We start from the raw sequence: 21,423 nt of genomic DNA on the forward strand, positions 1-21,423 counted from the left end.
CCCATGACGACCTCTCCCGCCCCGGCGAAGGACCACGGCCGCGCGGGCCGGAACCTCCCGGCCGCGATCGGGTCCGCCGTGGTGCTCCTCGCGGCGATCGCCGCGTCCCTGGCTTTCTGGAAGATCGCCTTCCTCGGCATCGTGGCGGTCGCGGTCGTCGTCGCGATCTGGGAGCTGCGACAGGGGCTGCTCGCCAAGGGCATCGACCTGCCCGAGCAGCCGTTGATGGTCGGCGGCGTCGTGATGGTGGTCGTCGCCTACTTCTACGGCGCGCCCGCCCTGGTCACGGCCACCGCCGTCACAGCCCTCGTGGTGATGCTGTGGTTGCTGCGCCGCGGTGTCGACGGCTACGTCCAGAACGCCACAGCCTCGGTGTTCACCCTCGTCTACGTGCCGTTCCTCGGCTCGTTCGTGGCGCTGCTGCTCGCCGAGGGAGGTGCCACCGACTTCGACCGCTGGGACGACGGCGCCCGTGGCATCACGGTCTTCATCCTGGTCACCATCGCCTCCGACATCGGCGGCTACGTCGCCGGGGTCCTCTTCGGCCGTCACCCCATGGCCCCCGTCATCTCGCCGAAGAAGTCCTGGGAGGGCTTCGTGGGGTCCGCGGTCTTCTGCGTCGTCGCCGGGTGGGCGCTGGTGGTGTACCTGCTCGACGGTGACTGGTGGGTCGGCGTCTCCCTCGGCCTGATCGCCGTCGTGATGGCGACCCTGGGCGACCTGTGCGAGTCGGTCATCAAGCGCGACCTCGGGGTCAAGGACATGAGCCAGGTCATCCCCGGCCACGGTGGGCTGATGGACCGGCTCGACTCCCTGCTCGCCACCATTGCCCCGATCTGGCTGCTGCTCCACTACACCGTCTTCGCGTGACCGGCTCCCGCGCGGCCGCTCTGGCCATCACGATCGGCGTCCTGACGCTGGGACAGCTGCTGCTCGGCACCGTCAGCGGCTGGGAGCAGTACGACGGCAAGGGGTTCGGCTGGCGGCTGCTCGCGTACCCCGTGCTGATGATCGCCGTCCCGCTCCTCTGGCGGGTCCTGCGGCGCGGGGAGCCGGTGCCGTGGGGCGCGGTGAGCCTGGTGTGGCTGGCCTTCCTGCTCGACGTGTCGGGCAACACCGCCGACCTGTTCGACCAGCTGGCGTGGTGGGACGACGCCATGCACTTCCTCAACTGGGGGCTGCTGTGCGGGGGCCTGGGCCTGATGCTGGTGCCGCGGCGGCTGCCGGCCTGGCTGGTGGTCCTCGTCGTCGCCGGACTCGGGGCGCTGCTGGCGATCGGCTGGGAGCTGGGGGAGTGGTACACCTTCATTCGTCGCGGCGTGGAGCTCGACACCGCCTACGAGGACACCCTCGGCGACCTGGCGCTCGGCACGCTGGGGGCGACCGTCGCGGGCGTCGTCCTGGCGCGCCACCGACGGGCGGCGGAGGCCGGCACAGGCGGTGCCGCGTGAGGCTCCACCTGGTCCGGCACGGCCTGTCGGCCGTCGACCGGAGCGTCCCCGCCCACGCGTGGGAGCTGGATCCGGCCGGCTACGACGCGGTGTGGGCGCTCCGCGAGTCGGGCCGGATCCCCGATGGCGCCGCGTGGTTCACCTCGCCGGAACCCAAGGCCGTGCAGACCGCCCAGCTGCTCACCGACGCGGAGGTGGCGGTGGTGGAGGGGCTGCGGGAGCACCGGCGCGAGTCGACGACGTGGCACGACGACTTCCCCGACGTCGTGCGCCGGGCCTTCGACGACCCGGCCCGGCCCGCCGCACCGGGCTGGGAGCCGCTCGCCCGGTGCCGCGAGCGCGTCACCACGGCGGTGACCGGGATCCTGGCCGCGCACACCGACGTCCCGGTGGTGCTCGTCGGCCACGGCACCGCGTGGACCGTGCTGGTCGCCGAGCTGAGCGGCGAGCCCCCCGACCTGGCGCGGTGGGAGTCGCTGGCGATGCCCGACCTGCTCTCGGTCGAGCCTCTGCGGTGACCGCTCCGGCGGCCCGTACGGTGGGAGCCATGAACGAGGCAGCAACCCGGGGTCCCGAGGCCACGACCCGGCCCCCGGACCGTCACTGGTGGGACTGGTGGCACGACTCGCACCCGACGTTCGCGGCACTGACCGGCTTCTTCGCCGGCATGGTCTTCGTGACGGCGGTGCCGGGCGGCTTCGCCGGGGTGCTGCGGCTGCTGCTGCCCTACGACCGGGCCGAGGAGCTCTTCCCGCTGGTGCTGGTCTTCTTCCTGGCCCCGCTCGTGATGCTCTTCCCACGACGCACCCGGCGGTTCGCGCAGTTCATGTGGCTCGGGATGGCGGTCACCGCGGTCGTCGTCCTCGGGGTCGCCTCGCTGGTCCTGTACTTCATGGTGCGCTACGACTCCTGACCTCGCGGCCCGGCACGAATCGGCTCGTGAGCCGGGGGCGTGGGAGAATCGACGCCTGATGTCCGAGAGCACCGAGCCCACCAAGACCCTCCCGCTCGTCTTCGACGAGCCGCGCGGACGGCGCAAGCCGCCCCGACACCTCGCCGACCTCACCGAGCAGGAGCGGGCCGACGCCGTGACCGAGGCCGGGCTGCCGGCGTTCCGGGCCCGTCAGCTCTCGACCCACTACTTCTCGCGGCTGGTCGACGACCCCGCCGAGATGACCGACCTCCCCGCCGCGCAGCGCGAGGAGGTCGTCGCGGCCCTGCTGCCCGACCTGATGACCCCGCTGCGCACGCTGGAGGCCGACCGCGGCACCACCCGCAAGACGCTGTGGAAGCTCTTCGACGGCGCCCTCGTGGAGTCGGTGCTGATGCGCTACCCCGACCGGGTCACGATGTGCGTGTCGAGCCAGGCCGGCTGCGGGATGGCGTGTCCCTTCTGCGCCACCGGCCAGGGCGGCCTGCAGCGCAACATGTCGACCGCCGAGATCGTCGAGCAGGTCGTCGCGGGCGCCCGCTCGCTCGCGCGCGGCGAGGTCCCGGGCGGCCCGGCACGGGTCTCCAACGTGGTCTTCATGGGCATGGGGGAGCCGCTCGCCAACTACAAGGCCGTCATCGGAGCCGTACGCCGGCTCACCGACCCGGCTCCGGGAGGCCTGGGCATGTCGGCCCGCGGCATCACCGTCTCGACGGTCGGCCTGGTCCCGCGGATCAACCAGCTCGCCGAGCTCGGGATCCCGGTGACCCTGGCCCTGTCGCTGCACGCACCTGACGACGAGCTGCGCAACGAGCTGGTCCCGATCAACACCCGCTTCTCGGTCGCCGAGACGGTCGAGGCCGCGTGGAACTACGCGCGCACGACCAAGCGCCGGGTCTCCATCGAGTACGCCATGATGCGCGGCATCAACGATCAGGCCTGGCGGGCCGACCTGCTCGCCGACGTGCTGCTGGCCCGTGGCGACTGGGGCTGGGTCCACGTCAACCTGATCCCCCTCAACCCGACCCCCGGGTCGAAGTGGACCGCCTCCGACCCGGCCGACGAGCGCGAGTTCGTACGCCGGCTGGAGGCCAAGGGCATCCCGACCACCGTCCGGGACACCCGCGGTCGCGAGATCGACGGCGCCTGCGGTCAGCTGGCGGCCAGCGACGGCTGATCAGCCGACGACCTCGGCGGCCTCCTCGACGGAGTCGACGAGGTGGACGTGGGGCTCCATGGCCCGTCCGCGGGCGAGGTGCTGCAGCAGCGGCCAGACGGGGAGCGTCCGGGTCCAGTGCTCGCGGCCGACCAGCACCATCGGCGCGACCGACGCGGGGTCGGCGTAGTAGTTCTCGCAGGCGTCCTGGAAGACCTCCTGCACGGTGCCCGCGGCGCCGGGCAGGAACACGATGCCGGCGTCGCAGATCTCGAGCAGCACCGCCTCGCGGACCGCGTTGCGGACGTACTTCGCGATGGCCGACGCGAACACGTTGGGCGGCTCGTGCCCGTAGTGCCAGGTCGGAATGCCGAGGGTGTCGGTGGTCGCGGAGGCGGGGTCGAGCGCGTCGAGCCCCGCCCGGGCCCACGCGCCGATCCCGGTCCGGTAGTCCGGAACCGCCGCGACCCGGGCCAGCACCGCGTCGAACGCCTCGACCGGGTCTCCCGCCACCCGGGCGCCCAGGTTGGCCGCCTCCATCGCCCCCGGACCACCGCCGGTGGCGACGGTGTGACGACCGGCCAGCAGCCGCCCGAGCTGCGCCGCCTCGGCGTACGCCGGCTGGTCGCGCAGCAGCGCGTGGCCACCCATGACGCCGACGACGGAGCGCCCCGCCACCCAGGCGGCCAGGGCCTCGTCGACGGCGTGGTCGTGGAGCGCCGCTGCGAGGAGCCCGTCGTGGTCGGGCCCTGACTCGGTCCACGCGTAGGCACGGGCGTCGAGGCTGTCGGCGTACGGGCCCTCGCCGTAGAGCTCGCGGGCCGTGTAGAGCCGGCTGCGGTAGGAGTCGAGCGGTACGTCGGGCAGCGTCGGGAAGACGATCGCGCCGCGTTCCTCGAGCTCCGCCTCGACCCCCTCGTCGAAGCGGCAGCCGAGGAACATCGCCCCCGCCACCCGGCAGCGGCCCAGGTCGTCCCCGCGACCGCGGAGGTCGAGCGAGCGCAGCCGCCAGCCGCGCAGCGTGCGGGCACCGGCGTCGAGCCGCCGGTCCAGGTCCCCCGTGGTGTCGACCTCGACGACCCTGCCGCGTGAGTGCCTCATGTCGCCCGACCCTAGGCGCTGAACAGCAGCAGCAGCCCGCCGACCGTGTAGACCAGCATCAGCACCAGCATCCCGACCTGCCCCGAGACCCGATGACCGTCGGGGAGCAGCCGCAGCGCGCGGTCGTGGGCGGCGACGACCGCCAGGACGTGCCCGACGAGGACGAAGCCGACCTTGAGGACGGCGAGCAGCCCGGGACGCAGGGAGAGGAAGTAGGACACGGTCCAGTCGGCGGTCCCGAGGACGTCGTCCGTGCCGGTGACGAGCGGGTCCGACAGGAAGATCAGGTAGGCCTGGCCGGACTCGAGCAGGAGCGACAGGTAGTGGGCGAAGACGTAGCCGACCCCGATGGGCACCAGGGAGTGAGCCAGCTGGCGCGGCAGCTCACGCCGTCGTTGCCGAGGGAGCCCGGTCCCGACCCGCGCGGCCACCGTGAAGGTCACCATCACCACCAGCACGAAGCCCAGCAGGACGAGGGTGTCGAGCACCGTGGGGTCCAGCGGACCACGGACTCCGGTCACGCGCAGCCACCAGATCGAGGTGCTGAAGCTGTCGTACGCGGTCGACCCGAGCAGGACGGCGAGCACCGCCACCAGCCCGGGCACGGGTGTCACGGTGTCGAGGCTCTGCAGTGGGCTGCGGATCACGACGCGCGCGCCACCGTCGGCGGTCCGGCGCAGGCCCCAGGGCGACAACCGGGCCACCAGCCCGAACCACACCTCGAAGGGGTCCGCGTGGGCGAGGAAGGTGTCTCCGAAGACGGCGGCGCCCACCAGCATCACCCCGGCGTAGACGAGGAACCAGGTGACCACCGTTGCCACGAGCTCGGCGTCGGGGCTGACCAGCTCGGTCCACACGAACGCGAACAGCCCGAGCGCCGCCGGCCACTGCCCCAGCCACGCCGGGTAGCGGAGCATGCCCTGGTCCGGGGCGCTGCCCAGGGCCCGGGAGAGCACCACGTGCAGCGTCCGGACGGGGGACAGCAACGGCCACACGTCACCCAGCAGCAGCGACAGCGGGACCATGCCGACCCACAGGTAGATGTAGAACACGCCCAGCGTCGGGTTGGCGGCGGCGTCGGCACCGGCGAACGCTGCCCACGCGGTGTAGGCCGTGACCGCCAGCCCGAGGCCGCGCACCCCGCCCCGCAGCCACGGCGAGGTGACGAGCGCGCCGACCGAGGCGGGGAGCTCCCGGCCGGCCGAGTCCCCGGCCAGCCTCGGGGTCCGCCACGCGAGCGCGAGCACGGCGAAGGAGACCGCGAGGGCGCAGGCGGCGCCGACGAGGACCCCCGACAGGGGGATCGGGAGGTCCTTGGCCCCGCCGATCCCGTGGGCCAGGACGGAGTGGTCGGTCAGGGCGGGTCTCCTGTGGGGCGACGGCGGGAGAGGGTGCTGCTCGGGCCGACAGGCAGCGCGCGGCCCGCAGGAGTGGTGGACTCCCGCGGGCCGTCGCAGACCTGCGCCGCGGCTGGCGGCGCCGCCGGACTAGCGGCGCACCTTCCGCTGCGGATCGAGCACGAACAGGCCCCGGTCGATGGAGCTGACCGCCACGAAGTCCTCACGGTCGTAGTAGGGATAGTTGCTCCAGGTGCCCCCCTCGAAGGTGGGGTCGTCGTTCTCCGGGTAGAGGTCGAAGTAGGCGACCTCCTCCAGCTCCCCGTCGTCGAGCTGTGAGTTGTCGTAGATCCGCAGCCCGGAGGTGTAGTTGGAGTGGTAGGACCTGCCGTCCTTCGTGTACTGGTTGTGGTCGATCGAGGTGGTGGCGTTGTCGTAGACGCCGTTGACCTCGGGATCATCGAGGTCGCTCACGTCCCAGACCCGCGTCCGCGTGTTGATGCCACGCAGCTGCTCGTCGAGCTCGTCGCCGTGGATGTAGTACCTCTGCTTGTCGTCCAGCCACCCCTGGTGGCTGTAGCCGTCCTGCCCGTAGAACACCCGGGAGAGTGCCACCGGCTGCTCCTTGTCGGTGACGTCGACGATGGACAGGGTGTTCTCGATGTCCTCGATCGTCGGCCCGACGAACTCGGCGTTGGCGTTGAAGCAGATCTCGCGGCCGCGGTACTCGCGGTCGGGTCCGCGGTAGACCACGCACTGGGTGTCGTGGATGTAGCCGTGGCCGTCGAAGCACCCGGCGTACGCGGGGGCAGCCGGATCGTCGAGGTCGACCATGTGCAGGCCGCCGCGGCAGGTGCTGGTCCCGACGAGGTAGGCGTACCCGGTGTCCTCGTTGATGTTGAGGTTGTGGGTGTTGCCCGCGCCGCCGATGTCGTAGACGGCCGTCTCCTCGAAGGTCACCGGGGCGCCCCGGACGCCGCGCAGCTGTGTGAGGTCGAAGACCTGCATCTGGTGTCCCTCGTGCTCGGACACGATGTAGGCGTGGTCCTCGTAGACCTTGATGTCGCGCCAGAACTCACCTCCCACCGTGGAGTGGGTGGGCAGCGTGCCCACGATGTCGGGCCGTCGCGGGTTGGTGATGTCGACGAAGACGGTGCCCTCCGCGCCGCCGATGAGCGCGTAGTGGTGCCGCTTGCCGTGCCGGCCCTTGTCCTTGCCGTGCTTCCCCTTGCCCTGCGCGCCCGCGTGGTGGCGTCCCCGCGTGTGGTCGGTCCAGCCCCAGATGTCGTTGACGAAGCTGAGTCCGAGCTCCTCGCGGCTGACGTGGCTGAGCAGGTCGATGCCCTTGCACGGGAAGCCGGCCGCCTCGCCACCCCTGCAGCGTGCTGCGGTGGAGTCCACCGCGCGGGCCGCCCGGGTGTCCGCGCCGGCCACCTCCCGGAACTGCTTGGCCTGCTCGGAACCGGTCGCGTTGTGCCGGTTGCCCTTGTCCTCGTTGCTGTACGAGGCGCCGATCCCCAGCGCTCCCGCTGCCAACGCGGTCGTCACTGCGACCACGAGTCGTGCCTTCATTGCTCGACCTCCCGGATTCCGTCGGCAGCACGTGGGGGCGCCGCCCGTGTGAGCTGTCCCACACAGTAGCGACGCCGTCGGCGGACGGGAACCCTGGCGGCGACGTCAGAAGGCGTGGGCCACGAGCTCACCGAACAGCGCATGCTCGTCGACCTCCAGACCGCGGGCGCGGAACCACCGGCACACGTTCGTGCAGTCGCGCATCAGGAAGTCCATGCCGGCGGGGTTGCCGACCAGGTCCACCATCTGGGGGAGGTCGATCACGACCAGCCTCTCTCCGGCGGCGAGCACGTTGTAGGGCGAGAGGTCGCCGTGGACCAGGCCGCTGCGGGCGAGCTCGGCCAGCACCTCGCGGAGCTGGTCGAAGTACGACGCCAGCAGCTCGCCCCCGGGCCGGGTCTGCGCCAGCCGGGGGGCCGTCTCGCCGTCGACGGTGATCCACTCCATGAGCAGCTCGGTGCCGTCGATCTGGACGGGATAGGGGACGGGCAGTCCCAGCTCGTGGCAGCGCACGAGCGCCGACCACTCGGCGAAGGCCCACTGGCCGGCCGCGACGGCACGCCCGTGGGCGGTCTTCTTGGCCAGGGCGCGGTTGTCGCGGGAGCGGCGCATCTTCCGTCCCTCGGTGTAGGCCGAGGAACGGTGGAAGGAGCGGTGCTCCTCACCGCGGTAGCGCTTGGCGGCCATCACGACCGCGCCAGCAGGGTCGTGGGGGTCGCCCCGCTCGAGCAGGAAGACGTCGGCCTCCTTGCCGGTCTTGAGGATGCCGAGCTCGGTGTCGATCGCGCCGCGGGAGGTCACGACCCAGTCGGGTCGGGGCTCCGGGCCGCGGCACAGCGGCTCGACGTCGTACCACGTCGACCAGCGCTGGCGCTCGTCGTCGGGGTCGTCGTAGGTGGTGAAGTCGAAGACGAAGCGGGGGTCGATCCCGTCGTACGTCGTCGTGGGTGGTTCGGTCTCGGGCCGGTCAGGCCAGGTGAAGCGGTCGTCGAGTGACATCGCGGTGGGTGCTCCGGGTGGTGGAAGGGATGCGGTCTGCGGGCAGGCCGATGACTTCGATCGTCATGTCACATCTCCTTCCGGTCCCGGGCACGGCGAGGTCCGCGCGCTCGAGCCCATGGTGAGGCAGCGCCGGTGCGGGTGCAACTGGTTTTCGAGCCGTCGCGTCCGGGTCGTCAGGCCGCCACGGAGCCCTGCACGGGCAGCTGCAGGTCGGCGACCCGGCCGAGGTCGTCGTCGACGTGGACGACCGAGCGGCCTGCCCGCTGGAGCAGGCTGGCGGCGATCCCGGCACGGAAGCCGGAGCGGCAGTAGACCCAGATCTCGCCGGCGGGCAGCTCGCCCAGCCGGTCGGCCAGCTCGTGCAGCGGGACGTGGTGGGCGTCGAGCACGTGGCCGGCGTCGTACTCGTCGTGGCGCCGCACGTCGAGCAGCACCGGTCGCCGCTCGAGGTCGCAGAGGTCCTCCCACCCGGCGCGGCGGTGGCGTGCGGGGAGCAGGGTCGAGCCGTCGAGCACGTGCGTCGACACGCCCTCGATCCCGATCGCGGCCAGGTCGCGGACCGCGTCGTCGAGGTGGTGGGGGTCGTCGGCGAGCAGCACGATGTCGTCCTGCCACGGCACCAGCCAGCCGACGTACGTCGCGAACTGGTCACCGAGCTCGACGTTCACGCTCCCGGCCAGGTGGCCCCCGGCGAAGTCGCGCCGCTGGCGGACGTCGATCACCCAGTGACCCGCGAGCACCGCGTCGGTGACCCCCTCGGCGGTGACCGGTGTCGCGGCGCGGCCGGGGCTGGCCCCGGCGCCTGCCCGGTTGAGCCGCGCCATGTGGGCGTAGTAGGTCGGGACGGGTCCGTAGCCGGCGAGCAGCCGGCTGACGAACTCCTCGAGCCCCAGGGTCAGCGCGGGGTTGGCGAGCCGCTCTTGGGCAAGGGTCCCGCTGTCGTCCGCGCCCGCCACTCCGCCGGCGCAGAAGCTGCCGAAGCCGTGCGTGGGCAGCAGCAGCGTGCCGGAGGGCAGCTCCGCGAGCCGGCGGGCCGTGGCCCACTGGGCGCGGGCCAGGCCGGCAGTCCGGTCCGGTGCGACGAGGTCCGTACGCCCGACCGTGCCGTGGAGCAGGCTGCCGCCCGAGAGCAGTGCCCCCGCCCCGGCCCGGTCCTGGACGAGGAACGCCTGGTGGTGCTCGGTGTGGCCGGGGGCTGTGAGCACGTCCACACGCAGCGAGCCCACCTCGACGACGTCGCCGCCGCGGATCCCCTCGTGGGGGACCGCGACCCGCTCGTCGGCGGAGACGAGGTAGTCGGCGCCGTGCCTGCGGGCCAGCAGCGGCGCCCCGGACACGTAGTCGTTGTGGACGTGGGTGTCGGCGACGGCCGCGATCTCGACGCCCGCACGCGCGGCTGCCTCCTCGACCACGAGGTGGTCGCGGGGCGGGTCGACCACCAACGCGCTGCTGCCGTCGTGCAGCAGGTGGCACCGGTTGCCGAGCTGGGGAAGGGCGATGGGGACGATCTGCACGGGAAACTCCTCGGGTCGCTCCGGAACTTAATACTACAAAGTTAGTAGAGTTTGACCAGAAGATGTCGGCGTTGTCATCGGTGACGGCGTGTCGTCTAGATTCCAGGGATGGTCACACCGCCGCCGTTCCCGCGCGCCAACGTGGCGCGCCGCCGACTCGGGATCGGGCTCGCCACGCTGCTGGTCGCGGTGCTCCCGCTCGCACCGGCGCACGCGGCCTCGGAGCCCGGGAGTCCGGGCATCGGCGACGGCTACTTCCCGATCGACGGCAACGGCGGCCTCGACGTGCTGCGCTACGACATCCACGACCGTTACCGGTTCCGGGAGGGGCGGCTCTCGGGGCACACCACGCTGACCGTGCGGGCCACCCAGGACCTCTCCTCGTTCCACCTCGACTTCCTGCTGCCGGTCCGTCGGGTCGCCGTGGCCGGTGTCCCCGCCGACGTCGCCAGGCCGCGGCAGCACGAGCTCCGGATCACCCCCGCCGAGCCGCTGGCCGCCGGCACCCGCTTCCGGGTGCGCGTCACCTACGACGGTCACCCGGGCCCGGTCGGCTACGACGGCGAGAAGAACTGGCTCGCCGACGAGCACGAGGTGGTCGCGATGAACCAGCCCCACATGGCGCCGTGGTGGTTCCCGGCCAACGACCACCCCAGCGACAAGGCGCTGATGGACATCTCGATCACCGTGCCGCGAGGCCGGCAGGTGGTCGCCAACGGCAACCCGGTCGGACGGGAGCGCGACGGGGCGCTCGTGACCCACCACTGGCGCTCCGACGAGCCGATGGCGACCTACCTCGCCATGTTCGCCGCCGGGAGCTTCCGGGTCGAGCGGTGAGAAGCAGCCGGGGTGCCGTCGCGGCTGCTGGTCTCCCAGCAGCTCGGCCCCACTGCGGCTCGCGCAAGCATGCGGATGCTGCGGCAGTCACCCGCGATCGTCGAGGGGCTGGCCGAGGACCTCGGTCGCTACCCGTTCTCCGCAGCGGGTGGGCTGGTGACCGGGCTGCCGGTGTACTTCGCGCTCGAGAACCAGACGATGCCGACGTACTTCGCGGTCCGCCGCGGCCGCCACGTCCCGCTCGTCGTCCACGAGCAGGCCCACCAGTGGTTCGGCGACTCGGTCGCGATCGAGAGGTGGCGCGACATCTGGCTCAACGAGGGGGCGGCCACCTTCATGGAGCACCGCTGGACCGAGACCCACGGTGGCCCGGACGCGGCGCAGTGGCTGCAGGACGAGTACGACGCCCGGGGACCGGGCAGCCGCTTCTGGCAGATGCGTATCGCCGACCCCGGCCACGACGGGATCTTCGCGACCCCTGTCTACCTCCGTGGCGGGATGGCCTTCCAGGCGCTCCGCAACCGGATCGGCGAGGACGACTTCTGGCTGCTGCTGCAGACCTGGCTCCGGGAGCACGAAGGCGGCAACGCCGCGACCGAGGACTTCGAGGCGCTCGCGGCCGAGGTCAGCGGGGAGTCCCTCGACGGGTTCTTCGACGCGTGGCTGCACACCGGCGAGCGCCCGGCCCGCACCGCCGACAACGGCCTGGCCTGACGCGGGTCAGCGCAGCCGGACCGACAGGCAGGTCACGCAGCCCTCGAGCTTCTCGAACTCGGAGATGTCGACCGCGACGACCCGCAGGCCGCGCTCCTCGAAGAGGGCGCGGGACAGGGGAGCGTCGGCGGCCATCAGGACGGCGTCGCCGCCGAGCAGCACCACGTGCGCCCCAGACTCCTCCGGCACCGGGAGGAACCGTTCCCACGTGGCCGGGTCGTCGACGAGCGGCTCGTGCCCGACGACCGTGCCATCGGGCAGCGCCGTCACCGCGGTCTTGAGGTGCAGCACCTTGGTCACCGGGACCGGCACCACGGTGGCGCCCATCGGCGCCAGGTGGGCGGCGAGCTGGTCGGCGCCGTCACGGTCGGTCCGACCGCCGAGGCCCACCCACACGGTCCCGCCGTGCTTGAGCACGTCGCCCCCGTCGAGCGTGCCGGGCGCTTCGATCCGGGCGATCCGGAACCCGAGGTCGCGCAACACCGCCTCGGTGGCCGCGGTCTCGGCGCGGCGCGCGTCGGCGCCGGGACGGCTGATCACCGCGAGGTCGCCGTAGACCACCACCGTGTCCTCGACGAAGACGGCGTCGGGGCAGTCGTCGGCAGCAGGCACCTCGACGGTGTCCCAGCCCTCGGCGCGCAGCGCGGCGACGTAGCCCTCCCACTGGCGCAGCGCCAGGTCCACGTCGACGGGCGAGCGCTCGAGGTGGGTGAGCAGGCCCTCCGGGAGGCGGGGACCGGGACGACGGACGAGGGCGCGGGTCATGCGCCCAGCATGGCACCGGTGCAGCGTCGGCAGGGGTGACCGGGTCGGGTCAGCTGCCGACCAGGGGCCGCACGGCTCGGGCGATCAGGCTCGGCCGCCGGGTCAGGCGCTCCTCCCTGTCGGCCCAGGTGATCGCGTGGAGCCCCGCGTTGATGCCCAGCCAGCGCAGCGGCTCGGGCTCCCAGCGTCGTGAACGGTGACCCACCCACGGCAGGCGGGTCAGCTCGGTGTCGCGGTCGAGCACGAGGTCGCGGAGCGTCCGGCCCGCGAGGTTGGTGGTGCCCACGCCGTCGCCGACGTAGCCACCCGCCCAGCCGATCCGCGTGTCGCGGTCGAGCCCGACCGAGGCGCACCAGTCGCGGGGTACGCCGACGGCGCCGCCCCACGCGTGCGTGAACCGGGCGTCCCGGAGCACCGGCAGCAGGTCGACCAGCGTCGACCGCAGCTGGGCGAACACGCGGGGCTCGTGCTCGAACCCGGGCTGCATCCGCGACCCGAGGTGGTACGGCGCCCCGCGGCCACCGAAGACCAGCCGGTCGTCCGCGGTGCGCTGGCCGTAGATCACCAGGTGCCGGTGGTCGGCGAAGGTCTCGCGTCGCGCCAGCCCGATGCGCTCCCAGGTCTCCGCGGGGAGGGGCTCGGTCGCGATGACGAGGGAGTAGACGGGAGCCAGCGTGCGCCGCTCGCCGGGGAGCCCCGCGGTGAAGGCCTCGGTCGCGCGCACGACCGTGCCGGCGTGCACCGTGCCCGCCGGTGTCTCGACCCGGCCGGGACCGATCCGGGTGGCGCGACTGTGCTCGTGGATGTGGACGCCGCGCCGCGAGGCCGCCGCGGCGAGCCCGCGCGCCAGGCGCAGCGGGTGGAGGGCGGCGCAGTCGGGGGTGTAGAGCCCGGCCAGGGTTCCGCTGCCGTCGAGCATCGCTCGGGCGCGGTCCTCGTCGAGGAGGTCGAGCTGGTCGGGGCCGAGCCCCCAACGTCGCGCCTGCGCCACGTCCTCGCGTGCCCGGACCAGCTGGGCCCGGTTCCGGACCAGGGAGATCGTGCCGCCCTTGGCGTAGTCGACGTCGAGCCCCTCGGCCGCGGCCACCGCGCCGACCTCGTCGACCGTCTGCCGCATCGCGGCGTGCTGCGCCAGAGCCGCCTCCGGGTCCGACATCCGGGCCAGCGCGCCGAGCGACGCCGGAAAGAGCGCCGAGCACCAGCCGCCGTTGCGCCCGGAGGCGCCGAAGCCCACCGTCTCGGCCTCGAGGACGGCGATCCGCAGCGACGGGTCCGCCTCGGCGAGGTAGTGGGCCGTCCAGAGTCCCGTGAACCCGGCGCCGACGACGGCCACGTCGACGGTGGCGTCGCCGTCGAGCGGTGCGTAGGGGGTGGCCTCGGGAGCGGTGTCGGCCCAGAGCGCGCTCAGCGCACGCCCCAGGAGTAGGTCTGCTTGCGCAGCTTGAGGTACATGAAGGTCTCGGTGCGGGAGACCCCCTCGATGCGGCGGATCTTCTCGGAGATCAGCTCGAGCAGCTTCTCGTCGCTCTCGCAGACGACCTCGGCGAGCACGTCGTAGGCGCCCGCGGTCACCACGACGTAGTCGACCTCGTCCATCGCGGCCAGCTCGTCGGCGACCGGTTCGAGAGCGCCGGTGACGGCGATGCCGACCATCGCCTGACGGGCGAAACCGAGCTGCAGCGGATCGGTGACCGCGACCACCTGCATCACGCCGCTGTCGATGAGTCGCTGGACGCGCTGGCGGACGGCGGCCTCGGAGAGGCCGACCTCCTTGCCGATGGCGGCGTACGAGCGGCGGCCGTCCTGCTGCAGCTGCTCGATGATCGCCTTCGCGACGTCGTCGAGCACGACGCCGTTGCGGTCCTGCTTGCGGCTCATGGCGGGCATGGTTCCACACCTGTGGCGTGGATGCTACGTCGGAGTAACGATTCCGTCGTCTGTGATCCAAAATTCTGCGGAATCCCTTGTTTGGTCCGATTGGCCGTGACACGATCCGAGCCGATCCACCGCGAAGGGAGCCCGATGAGTCGCCAGCCCGCCCTCACCAGGCGATCGCTCCTGCAGGGGGTCGGCATCGGTGCCGCCGTGGTCGGCAGCGCCCTGGTGCTCCCGCGGTTCAGCGTCCCGGGTGCCCAGCAGGACCCGGCCCAGTGCCGCGCCGAGGACCTGTCGGAGTCACAGAAGCAGCTGATCATCTCCAACTGGCCCGCCTACATCGACCCGCGGCGCCAACCGGAGTCCACGCTCAACGTCTTCCAGGAGCGCACCGGCGTCACGGTCGACTACACCGACGACGTCAACGACAACGCCGAGTTCTTCGCCAAGGTCCGCAACCAGCTCGGCGCGTGCGAGCCGATCGACCGCGACATGATGATGCTGACCGACTGGATGGCGGCGCGCATGATCGGCCTCGGCTGGATCCAGCCGATCGCCAAGGACAAGGTGCCCAACCTCCACGCCAACCTGATCGAGCCGCTCCGCGGCCGGCAGTGGGACCCCGACCGGCAGTACTCCGCTCCCTGGCAGAGCGGCCTCACGGGCATCGCCTACAACGCGGCCGAGACCGGCGAGGTCAAGAGCTTCAGCGAGCTCCTCACCCGCACCGAGCTCAAGGGCAGGGTCACACTGCTGTCCGAGATGCGCGACACGATGGGATTCATGCTGCGCATCGTCGGGGCCGACCCCGGCGACTTCACGCCCGACGAGTGGGCCGACGCGATCGAGGAGCTGCGCAAGGCGGTGGCCGCCGAGCAGATCCGCGCCTTCACCGGCAACGAGTACATCCAGGACCTCACGGCCGGCAACATCGCGGCCTGCGAGGCGTGGTCGGGCGACGTGATCCAGGCGCAGTTCGAGAACCCGGACATCCGGTTCGTGGTCCCCGAGGAGGGGTTGTCGCTCTGGAGCGACAACATGATCGTCCCCAACATGGCCGAGCACCAGGCCAACGCCGAGGCGTGGATCGACTACTACTACGAGCCCGAGGTGGCCGCCAAGCTGGCCGCCTGGGTCAACTACATCTGCCCGGTCGAGGGCGCCCGCGAGGAGATGGAGAAGATCGATCCCTCCCTCGTCGACAACAAGCTGATCTTCCCCTCGGCGGAGGATCTGGCCGACACCTTCGACTTCATGCCCCTCGACGACCAGCTGACGGCACAGTACGAAGGAGAGTGGTCGGATGTCACAGGTGGCTGACCGGGAGACCGCGGCCCCCGACGGGGCCGGCGGTGCTTTCGACGGGTTGCGGCTGCGGGGGCTGACGAAGTCCTTCGCGGCGTTCACCGCGGTCGACGACCTCGACCTCGACGTCCCGACCGGGTCGTTCTTCGCGTTGCTCGGGCCGTCCGGCTGCGGCAAGACGACCACGCTGCGCATGGTCGCCGGCCTCGAGACGCCGACGTCCGGAACCATCACGCTGGGCGGGGAGGACATCACCCGCGCGCGGCCGTACCGGCGACCGGTCAACACCGTGTTCCAGAACTACGCCCTCTTCCCGCACCTCGACATCTTCGAGAACGTCGCCTTCGGGTTGCGTCGGCGCAAGCAGTCGGACGTCAAGGCGAAGGTCGAGGAGATGCTGGAGCTGGTCGAGCTGACCAGCCAGGCCGAGAAGAAGCCGGCGATGCTCTCCGGCGGCCAGCAGCAGCGGGTCGCGCTGGCCCGGGCGCTCATCAACCAGCCGCAGGTGCTGCTGCTCGACGAGCCGCTGGGCGCGCTGGACCTCAAGCTGCGCCGCTCCATGCAGCTGGAGATCAAGCGCATCCAGACCGAGGTCGGTCTCACCTTCATCCACGTCACCCACGACCAGGAGGAGGCCATGACCATGGCCGACACGGTCGCCGTGATGAACGCCGGCGTGATCGAGCAGATGGGCGCGCCCGACGAGCTCTACGAGAACCCGCGGACCACCTTCGTCGCCAACTTCCTCGGCCAGTCCAACCTCATCGACGGCCAGATCCGGAACCGCTCCGCCGACCTGGTGACCGTCGACATGCACGGCATCGAGATCTCGGTCCCGACCGACCGTGTCCATGCGGAGGGTGACCGCGGCTGGATCGGCATCCGCCCCGAGAAGGTGCTCATCGGCGAGGAGGGCGAGGCGCTCGACGCCCCCGGCAACACCGTGCCGGGCGGCGTGATCACCGACGTCAGCTTCTTCGGCGTCAGCACCCAGTACCTCGTCCGGATGCCGTGGGGGCAGGAGCTGACGGTCTTCGAGCAGAACACCGGGCGCCGGCGGATCTTCCGCAGGGGTGACCGGGTGGAGCTCTCGTGGCGACCGGAGTACGCGTTCCTCCTCGACCACAGCCAGGACGCGGCCGCCGGAGCGACCGAGGGCGACGGTGAGTGAGCGTTCGAGCCGGCGCAGCTACACCGGCTACCTGCTGCTCGTCCCCGCGATGCTGTGGCTGTTCGTCTTCTTCGTCATCCCCTTCTACTCCCTCGTAGCCACCAGCCTCTACGACCCGAACGGGTCGATCTTCCGCGGTTACGAGATGACCTGGGCGTTCAGCAACTACACCGACGCCCTCAAGGACTACTGGGTGCCGCTGGTCCGCTCCCTCTGGTACGGCGCCCTCGCGACGTTCTTCTGCCTGATCCTCGGCTACGTCCTCGCCTACGCCATCGCCTTCAAGGCCGGCCGGTGGAAGAACCTGATGCTGGTGCTGGTCATCGCACCGTTCTTCACCAGCTTCCTGGTCCGGACCCTGTCGTGGAAGCTGATCCTCGAGGACGACGGCCTGATCGTGAACTCGCTGCAGTTCGTCGGGCTGCTCGCCGACGACGGCCGGCTGCTGGCGACGCCGATCGCCGTGGTGGCCGGGCTGACGTACAACTTCCTGCCGTTCATGGTGCTGCCGCTCTTCGCGAGCATCGACAAGATCGACCACCGGCTGATCGAGGCGTCGAGCGACCTCTACGCCTCGCCGTTCGTCGGGTTCTTCAAGGTGACCTGGCCGCTGTCGCTGCCGGGCGTGATCTCGGGGACGCTGCTGACCTTCATCCCGGCGACGGGCGACTACATCAACGCCCAGCTGCTGGGCAGCCCCAACCAGCGGATGGTCGGCAACGTCATCCAGAACCTCTTCACCGACGCCAACGACTACGCCGCCGCCGGCGCCCTCTCGATGATCCTGGTCATCCTGATCGTGGCGATGGTGCTCTTCTACGTCCGCCGTGCAGGGACGGAGGAGCTCCTGTGATGACACCCCACGAAAGCGCGAGCGAGGGCGCTCCGCGCGAAGGCACGCTTCCGAGGGGACCCCGACGATGACGTGGCTCCGTGAACGGATCGTGCTGATCCTGGGACTGCTGGTCCTCGCCTACACCTTCGTGCCGATCGCGGTCGTGGTGCTGATGAGCTTCAACGACCCCGACAGCCGGGTCGTCTACCGGTTCGACGGGTTCACCCTCGACAACTGGCTCAACCCGTGTCTCGACCCGAGCATGTGCGAGGCGGTGGTCCGCAGCATCGAGATCGGCCTGCTCGCGACCGTCGTCGCGACCATCCTCGGCACGCTGGCGGCCTTCGCCCTGGTCCGCCACCGCTTCGCCGGGCGGTCGACGACCAACCTGCTGATCTTCCTGCCGATGGCGACGCCCGAGATCGTGCTCGGCTCCTCCCTCCTCGCGCTCTTCGTCGCCGCGGGACTGGGTGGTCAGCTGGGCTTCTGGACGATCCTGGTGGCCCACATCATGTTCTGCCTGTCCTTCGTCGTGGTCACGGTGAGGGCGCGGCTGGCCGGCATGAACGACAGCCTCGAGCAGGCGGCGATGGACCTCTACGCGACGCCGTCGCAGACCTTCTGGCGGGTGACCTTCCCGCTGGTCTTCCCCGGCATCCTGGGGGCCGCGCTGCTGAGCTTCTCGCTCTCCTTCGACGACTTCATCATCACCAACCTCAACGCCGGCACCACCACGACCTTCCCGATGTACGTCTGGGGCGTCGCCCAGCGCGGGGTGCCGATGCAGGTCAACGTCGTGGGCACCGTGATGTTCGCGATCTCGATCGCGATCGTGCTGCTCGGCGAGCTGCGCGCCCGGCGCCAGCGCGCATGACGACGCGTCCGGACCGGGCGCTCTCCGACGCGGCACCCTCCTGCTACTGGCTCGGCGACCCGGACCGCCCGGCCCCGCTGCCGACGTACGGCGGGGCGTCGGAGGCCGACCTGGTGGTCGTCGGCGGTGGCTACACCGGCCTGTGGACCGCGCTGTGCGCCCTCGAGCGCGAGCCGGGTCGTAGCGTCGTGGTGCTGGAGGGCGGCCGCTGCGGCGACGCCGCGAGCGGGCGCAACGGTGGTTTCGCCTCGGCGTCGCTGACCCACGGCTTCGGCAACGGGCAGGCCCGCTGGCCCGAGGAGCTGGCCGAGCTCGACCGCCTGGGCGCGGCCAACCTGGCGGCGATCGGGGAGACGATCGCCCGCCACGGAATCGACTGCCACTGGGAGCGCACCGGCGAGCTCTCGGTCGCCACCGAGGAGCACCAGGCCACCGAGCTGGCCGCGTACGCCGACGACCTCGCCGCCCACGGGCACCGGGCCGAGCTGCTCGGCACGGCCGACGTCCGGGCGCGGGTCGACTCCCCGACGTACGTCGCGGGGTTGTTCGAGCCGGACAGCACCGCCCTGGTCGAGCCCGCGCGGCTCGCGTGGGGGCTCCGCGAGGCCTGCCTGGCCGCCGGGGCCCGGATCTTCGAGGACTCGCCGGTGACCGGGCTGGGTCGCGAGGGTGCGGCGGTCGCGGTGCGCACCGAGGGCGGCGTCGTCCGCGCCCGCCGCGTCGCGCTGGCCACCAACGCCTTCCGTCCGCTGCTGCGGCGGCTGCGGCTGATGACCGTGCCCGTCTACGACTACGTCCTGATGACCGAGCCGCTGACCGCCGCGCAGCGGGCCTCGATCGGGTGGCAGGGCCGTGAGGGCGTCGGCGACTCCGCGAACCTGTTCCACTACTACCGGCTCACCCGTGACGACCGGGTCCTGTGGGGTGGCTACGACGCGATCTACCACTACGGCAGCCGGACCGCGCCGGACCTCGAGCAGCGCGACCGCACCCACGGGCTGCTCGCCGCGCAGTTCGCGGAGACCTTCCCCCAGCTCGCCGACGTGCGCTTCAGCCACCGGTGGGGCGGGGTGATCGACACCTGCACCAGGTTCAGCGCCTTCTTCGGCACGGCCATGGACGGCGCGGTGTCGTACGCGCTGGGCTACACCGGTCTCGGCGTGGCCGCGACACGCTTCGGCGCGGAGGTCATGCTGGACCTGCTGGCGGGCGAGGAGACCGAGCGGACCGCGCTGCGGATGGTGCGCGAGCGGCCGCTGCCCTTCCCGCCCGAGCCGGCCCGCTGGGGCGGCATCCAGCTCACCCGCTGGTCGCTCGCTCGCTCGGACCGGACCGGCGGGCACCGCAACCTGTGGCTGCGCGGCCTCGACCGCGCGGGCCTCGGATTCGACTCATGAGAGGACACCGATGATGGACGAAGTGACGGCCACGATCCCGCACTGGCGGGGAGGCGAGCGCTGGACGGGGGCGGGCGACCGCGCCGGCGACGTCTACGACCCGGCGACCGGACGTGTGAGCGGGAGGGTGCCGTTCGCCTCCGGCGAGGAGGTCGCCGCCGTGGTGGCCGAGGCGGTGGTCGCCGGTGAGGCGTGGGCGGCACAGTCGCTCACCCGGCGTACGGCCGTGATGTTCGCGTTCCGCGAGGCGGTCTCGCGTCGGCGCGAGGAGCTCGCGGCCGCGATCACGGCCGAGCACGGCAAGGTGCTCGACGACGCGCTGGGCGAGGTGCAGCGGGGGCTCGAGGTCGCCGAGTTCGCCTGCGGCGCTCCGCACCTGCTGAAGGGCGAGTTCAGCGACGGCGTGTCCGGGGGCGTCGACGTCTACTCGCTGCGGCAGCCGGTCGGGGTGGTGGGCGTGATCTCGCCCTTCAACTTCCCGGTCATGGTGCCGTTGTGGTTCGTCCCGATCGCGATCGCCTGCGGCAACGCCGTGGTGCTGAAGCCGTCGGAGAAGGACCCCTCCGCCTCGCTGCTCATCGCGGAGTGCTGGGCCGAGGCAGGGCTGCCGCCGGGTGTCTTCAACGTCGTGCACGGCGACAAGGTCGCCGTCGACGCGCTGCTCACCCACGAGGACGTCGCCGCGATCTCCTTCGTGGGCTCGACCCCCATCGCGCGCTACGTCTACGAGACCGGCACCGCCCACGGCAAGCGGGTGCAGGCCCTCGGCGGGGCCAAGAACCACATGGTGGTGCTGCCCGACGCCGACCTCGACCAGGCTGCCGACGCGGCGGTCTCCGCCGGGTTCGGGTCGGCGGGGGAGCGGTGCATGGCGATCTCGGTGGTCGTCGCCGTGGAACCGGTGGCCGACGGCCTGGTCGAGGCGATCACCACGCGGATGGGTGGGCTCACCACCGGTGACGGGCGCGAGGGCGCCGACATGGGACCGCTGGTCACCGGCGCGCACCGCGACAAGGTCGCCTCCTACCTCGACGCGGGCGTCGCCGACGGGGCGCGGCTCGTCGTGGACGGGCGCGGCGTCGAGCCCAGCGGCGCCGCTGACGGCTTCTGGCTCGGTCCGACCCTCTTCGACGACGTGCGGCCCGGGATGTCGGTCTACGACGACGAGATCTTCGGGCCCGTGCTGAGCATCGTGCGGGCGGCGTCGTACGACGAGGCGGTGGCGCTCGTCAACGCCTCGCCCTACGGCAACGGGACGGCGATCTTCACCACCGACGGCGGCGCCGCCCGGCGCTTCCAGCGGGAGGTGACGGTCGGGATGATCGGCGTCAACGTGCCGATCCCGGTGCCGATGGCGTACTACTCCTTCGGCGGGTGGAAGGCGTCGCTCTTCGGCGACACCCGCGCCCACGGCACCGACGGCATCCACTTCTTCACCCGCCAGAAGGTCGTGACCTCACGGTGGCCCGACCCCGCCGAGCGCGGTGGCGTGGACCTGGGCTTCCCCCGGCACACCTAGCCCGGGCGCAAGGTCCGGAGACGGAGAAAGCGCAGGGGCGGCCTCTCGGGCGGCCGCGCCCTGCGCT

The 21,423-nt window shown here is 71.8% G+C and carries 21 protein-coding genes; 13 read left to right on the top strand and 8 right to left on the bottom strand.

Annotated features, from left to right (window positions below; translation table 11 throughout):
* Positions 1-3 precede the first annotated feature (3 nt).
* Genes EXE57_RS18740 through rlmN form a run of 5 tightly spaced genes read left to right on the top strand, consistent with a single transcriptional unit; the run spans position 4 to position 3,559 of the window.
* Entirely contained in the window at positions 4-870 is an 867-nt protein-coding gene (locus tag EXE57_RS18740; protein ID WP_135080183.1) for a phosphatidate cytidylyltransferase, read from the top strand.
* Entirely contained in the window at positions 867-1,451 is a 585-nt protein-coding gene (locus tag EXE57_RS18745; protein WP_135080185.1) for a DUF2238 domain-containing protein, read from the top strand. The genes EXE57_RS18740 and EXE57_RS18745 overlap by 4 nt, the downstream gene beginning before the upstream one ends.
* Positions 1,448-1,969, top strand: coding sequence for a histidine phosphatase family protein (locus EXE57_RS18750; protein ID WP_167305975.1), 522 nt, complete (start codon positions 1,448-1,450; stop codon positions 1,967-1,969). The genes EXE57_RS18745 and EXE57_RS18750 overlap by 4 nt, the downstream gene beginning before the upstream one ends.
* A gap of 29 nt (positions 1,970-1,998) precedes the next feature.
* Positions 1,999-2,364 (top strand): cytochrome c oxidase subunit II, encoded by a 366-nt coding sequence (locus EXE57_RS18755; protein WP_208542912.1) that lies wholly within the window; start codon positions 1,999-2,001, stop codon positions 2,362-2,364.
* Positions 2,365-2,422: 58 nt separating this feature from the next.
* Positions 2,423-3,559, top strand: a complete 1,137-nt coding sequence (rlmN, locus tag EXE57_RS18760; protein ID WP_135080189.1) for a dual-specificity RNA methyltransferase RlmN — start codon at positions 2,423-2,425, stop codon at positions 3,557-3,559.
* Here the strand turns inward: rlmN and EXE57_RS18765 are convergent, their stop codons facing one another.
* The 5 genes from EXE57_RS18765 to EXE57_RS18785 form a co-directional block, all read right to left on the bottom strand.
* A complete protein-coding gene (locus EXE57_RS18765) occupies positions 3,560-4,639 on the bottom strand; it encodes an LOG family protein (RefSeq protein WP_135080191.1) in 1,080 nt (359 codons plus the stop codon).
* 11 nt (positions 4,640-4,650) lie between these two features.
* A complete protein-coding gene (locus tag EXE57_RS18770; RefSeq protein WP_244246901.1) occupies positions 4,651-5,886 on the bottom strand; it encodes a hypothetical protein in 1,236 nt (411 codons plus the stop codon).
* Between the two features lie 240 nt (positions 5,887-6,126).
* Positions 6,127-7,548 carry a choice-of-anchor B family protein gene (locus EXE57_RS18775; protein WP_135080195.1) on the bottom strand — a complete coding sequence of 474 codons (1,422 nt, stop codon included), beginning with the start codon at positions 7,546-7,548 and terminating at the stop codon, positions 6,127-6,129.
* 105 nt (positions 7,549-7,653) lie between these two features.
* Positions 7,654-8,547: a serine protein kinase RIO gene (locus tag EXE57_RS18780; RefSeq protein WP_135080197.1), complete on the bottom strand. Its 894-nt coding sequence runs from the start codon at positions 8,545-8,547 to the stop codon at positions 7,654-7,656.
* 176 nt (positions 8,548-8,723) lie between these two features.
* On the bottom strand, positions 8,724-10,064 hold the full coding sequence (locus EXE57_RS18785; RefSeq protein WP_135080199.1) for a rhodanese-like domain-containing protein: 1,341 nt from the start codon (positions 10,062-10,064) through the stop codon (positions 8,724-8,726).
* A 108-nt stretch (positions 10,065-10,172) separates the two neighbouring features.
* On the opposite strand from EXE57_RS18785, the gene EXE57_RS18790 reads away from it, so the two are divergent.
* On the top strand, positions 10,173-10,901 hold the full coding sequence (locus EXE57_RS18790) for a gluzincin family metallopeptidase (RefSeq protein ID WP_135080201.1): 729 nt from the start codon (positions 10,173-10,175) through the stop codon (positions 10,899-10,901).
* Between the two features lie 12 nt (positions 10,902-10,913).
* Positions 10,914-11,615 (top strand): M1 family aminopeptidase, encoded by a 702-nt coding sequence (locus EXE57_RS18795; RefSeq protein WP_135080203.1) that lies wholly within the window; start codon positions 10,914-10,916, stop codon positions 11,613-11,615.
* A gap of 6 nt (positions 11,616-11,621) precedes the next feature.
* Here the strand turns inward: EXE57_RS18795 and ddaH are convergent, their stop codons facing one another.
* The 3 genes from ddaH to EXE57_RS18810 form a co-directional block, all read right to left on the bottom strand.
* Complete coding sequence (gene ddaH, locus EXE57_RS18800; RefSeq protein WP_135080205.1) at positions 11,622-12,380, bottom strand: dimethylargininase; 759 nt, start codon at positions 12,378-12,380, stop codon at positions 11,622-11,624.
* 49 nt (positions 12,381-12,429) lie between these two features.
* Entirely contained in the window at positions 12,430-13,713 is a 1,284-nt protein-coding gene (locus EXE57_RS18805; RefSeq protein WP_244246902.1) for an NAD(P)/FAD-dependent oxidoreductase, read from the bottom strand.
* A 71-nt stretch (positions 13,714-13,784) separates the two neighbouring features.
* Positions 13,785-14,258, bottom strand: coding sequence for an Lrp/AsnC family transcriptional regulator (locus EXE57_RS18810; protein ID WP_208542913.1), 474 nt, complete (start codon positions 14,256-14,258; stop codon positions 13,785-13,787).
* A 144-nt stretch (positions 14,259-14,402) separates the two neighbouring features.
* Here EXE57_RS18810 and EXE57_RS18815 point away from each other — a divergent pair, with 144 nt between their 5' ends.
* The 6 genes from EXE57_RS18815 (at position 14,403) to EXE57_RS18840 (ending at position 21,356) form a co-directional block, all read left to right on the top strand.
* Positions 14,403-15,575, top strand: a complete 1,173-nt coding sequence (locus tag EXE57_RS18815) for a polyamine ABC transporter substrate-binding protein (RefSeq protein ID WP_135080209.1) — start codon at positions 14,403-14,405, stop codon at positions 15,573-15,575.
* A complete protein-coding gene (locus EXE57_RS18820; protein ID WP_135080211.1) occupies positions 15,559-16,731 on the top strand; it encodes an ABC transporter ATP-binding protein in 1,173 nt (390 codons plus the stop codon). Before EXE57_RS18815 ends, EXE57_RS18820 begins: the two co-directional genes overlap by 17 nt.
* Positions 16,724-17,584 (top strand): ABC transporter permease, encoded by an 861-nt coding sequence (locus EXE57_RS18825; RefSeq protein WP_244246903.1) that lies wholly within the window; start codon positions 16,724-16,726, stop codon positions 17,582-17,584. Before EXE57_RS18820 ends, EXE57_RS18825 begins: the two co-directional genes overlap by 8 nt.
* A 67-nt stretch (positions 17,585-17,651) precedes the next feature.
* On the top strand, positions 17,652-18,440 hold the full coding sequence (locus EXE57_RS18830; protein WP_135080214.1) for an ABC transporter permease: 789 nt from the start codon (positions 17,652-17,654) through the stop codon (positions 18,438-18,440).
* The gene (locus EXE57_RS18835; RefSeq protein WP_135080216.1) at positions 18,437-19,837 is read left to right on the top strand and encodes an NAD(P)/FAD-dependent oxidoreductase; all 1,401 of its coding nucleotides are present in this window, start codon (positions 18,437-18,439) and stop codon (positions 19,835-19,837) included. Before EXE57_RS18830 ends, EXE57_RS18835 begins: the two co-directional genes overlap by 4 nt.
* Before the next feature lie 13 nt (positions 19,838-19,850).
* On the top strand, positions 19,851-21,356 hold the full coding sequence (locus EXE57_RS18840) for a CoA-acylating methylmalonate-semialdehyde dehydrogenase (RefSeq protein ID WP_208543124.1): 1,506 nt from the start codon (positions 19,851-19,853) through the stop codon (positions 21,354-21,356).
* Positions 21,357-21,423: the final 67 nt, after the last annotated feature.

The organism is Nocardioides euryhalodurans (assembly GCF_004564375.1).
Taxonomy (GTDB): Bacteria; Actinomycetota; Actinomycetes; order Propionibacteriales; family Nocardioidaceae; genus Nocardioides; species Nocardioides euryhalodurans.

Excerpts from the sequence above, each read along its gene's own strand:
- EXE57_RS18740 (WP_135080183.1), top strand. The coding sequence starts at position 4 with ATGACGACCTCTCCCGCCCCGGCGAAGGACCACGGCCGCGCGGGCCGG.
- EXE57_RS18755 (WP_208542912.1), top strand. The coding sequence starts at position 1,999 with ATGAACGAGGCAGCAACCCGGGGTCCCGAGGCCACGACCCGGCCCCCG.
- rlmN (WP_135080189.1), top strand. The coding sequence starts at position 2,423 with ATGTCCGAGAGCACCGAGCCCACCAAGACCCTCCCGCTCGTCTTCGAC.
- EXE57_RS18765 (WP_135080191.1), bottom strand. The coding sequence starts at position 4,639 with ATGAGGCACTCACGCGGCAGGGTCGTCGAGGTCGACACCACGGGGGAC.
- EXE57_RS18775 (WP_135080195.1), bottom strand. The coding sequence starts at position 7,548 with ATGAAGGCACGACTCGTGGTCGCAGTGACGACCGCGTTGGCAGCGGGA.
- EXE57_RS18780 (WP_135080197.1), bottom strand. The coding sequence starts at position 8,547 with ATGTCACTCGACGACCGCTTCACCTGGCCTGACCGGCCCGAGACCGAA.
- EXE57_RS18790 (WP_135080201.1), top strand. The coding sequence starts at position 10,173 with ATGGTCACACCGCCGCCGTTCCCGCGCGCCAACGTGGCGCGCCGCCGA.
- ddaH (WP_135080205.1), bottom strand. The coding sequence starts at position 12,380 with ATGACCCGCGCCCTCGTCCGTCGTCCCGGTCCCCGCCTCCCGGAGGGC.
- EXE57_RS18810 (WP_208542913.1), bottom strand. The coding sequence starts at position 14,258 with ATGAGCCGCAAGCAGGACCGCAACGGCGTCGTGCTCGACGACGTCGCG.
- EXE57_RS18815 (WP_135080209.1), top strand. The coding sequence starts at position 14,403 with ATGAGTCGCCAGCCCGCCCTCACCAGGCGATCGCTCCTGCAGGGGGTC.
- EXE57_RS18820 (WP_135080211.1), top strand. The coding sequence starts at position 15,559 with ATGTCACAGGTGGCTGACCGGGAGACCGCGGCCCCCGACGGGGCCGGC.
- EXE57_RS18830 (WP_135080214.1), top strand. The coding sequence starts at position 17,652 with ATGACGTGGCTCCGTGAACGGATCGTGCTGATCCTGGGACTGCTGGTC.
- EXE57_RS18835 (WP_135080216.1), top strand. The coding sequence starts at position 18,437 with ATGACGACGCGTCCGGACCGGGCGCTCTCCGACGCGGCACCCTCCTGC.
- EXE57_RS18840 (WP_208543124.1), top strand. The coding sequence starts at position 19,851 with ATGGACGAAGTGACGGCCACGATCCCGCACTGGCGGGGAGGCGAGCGC.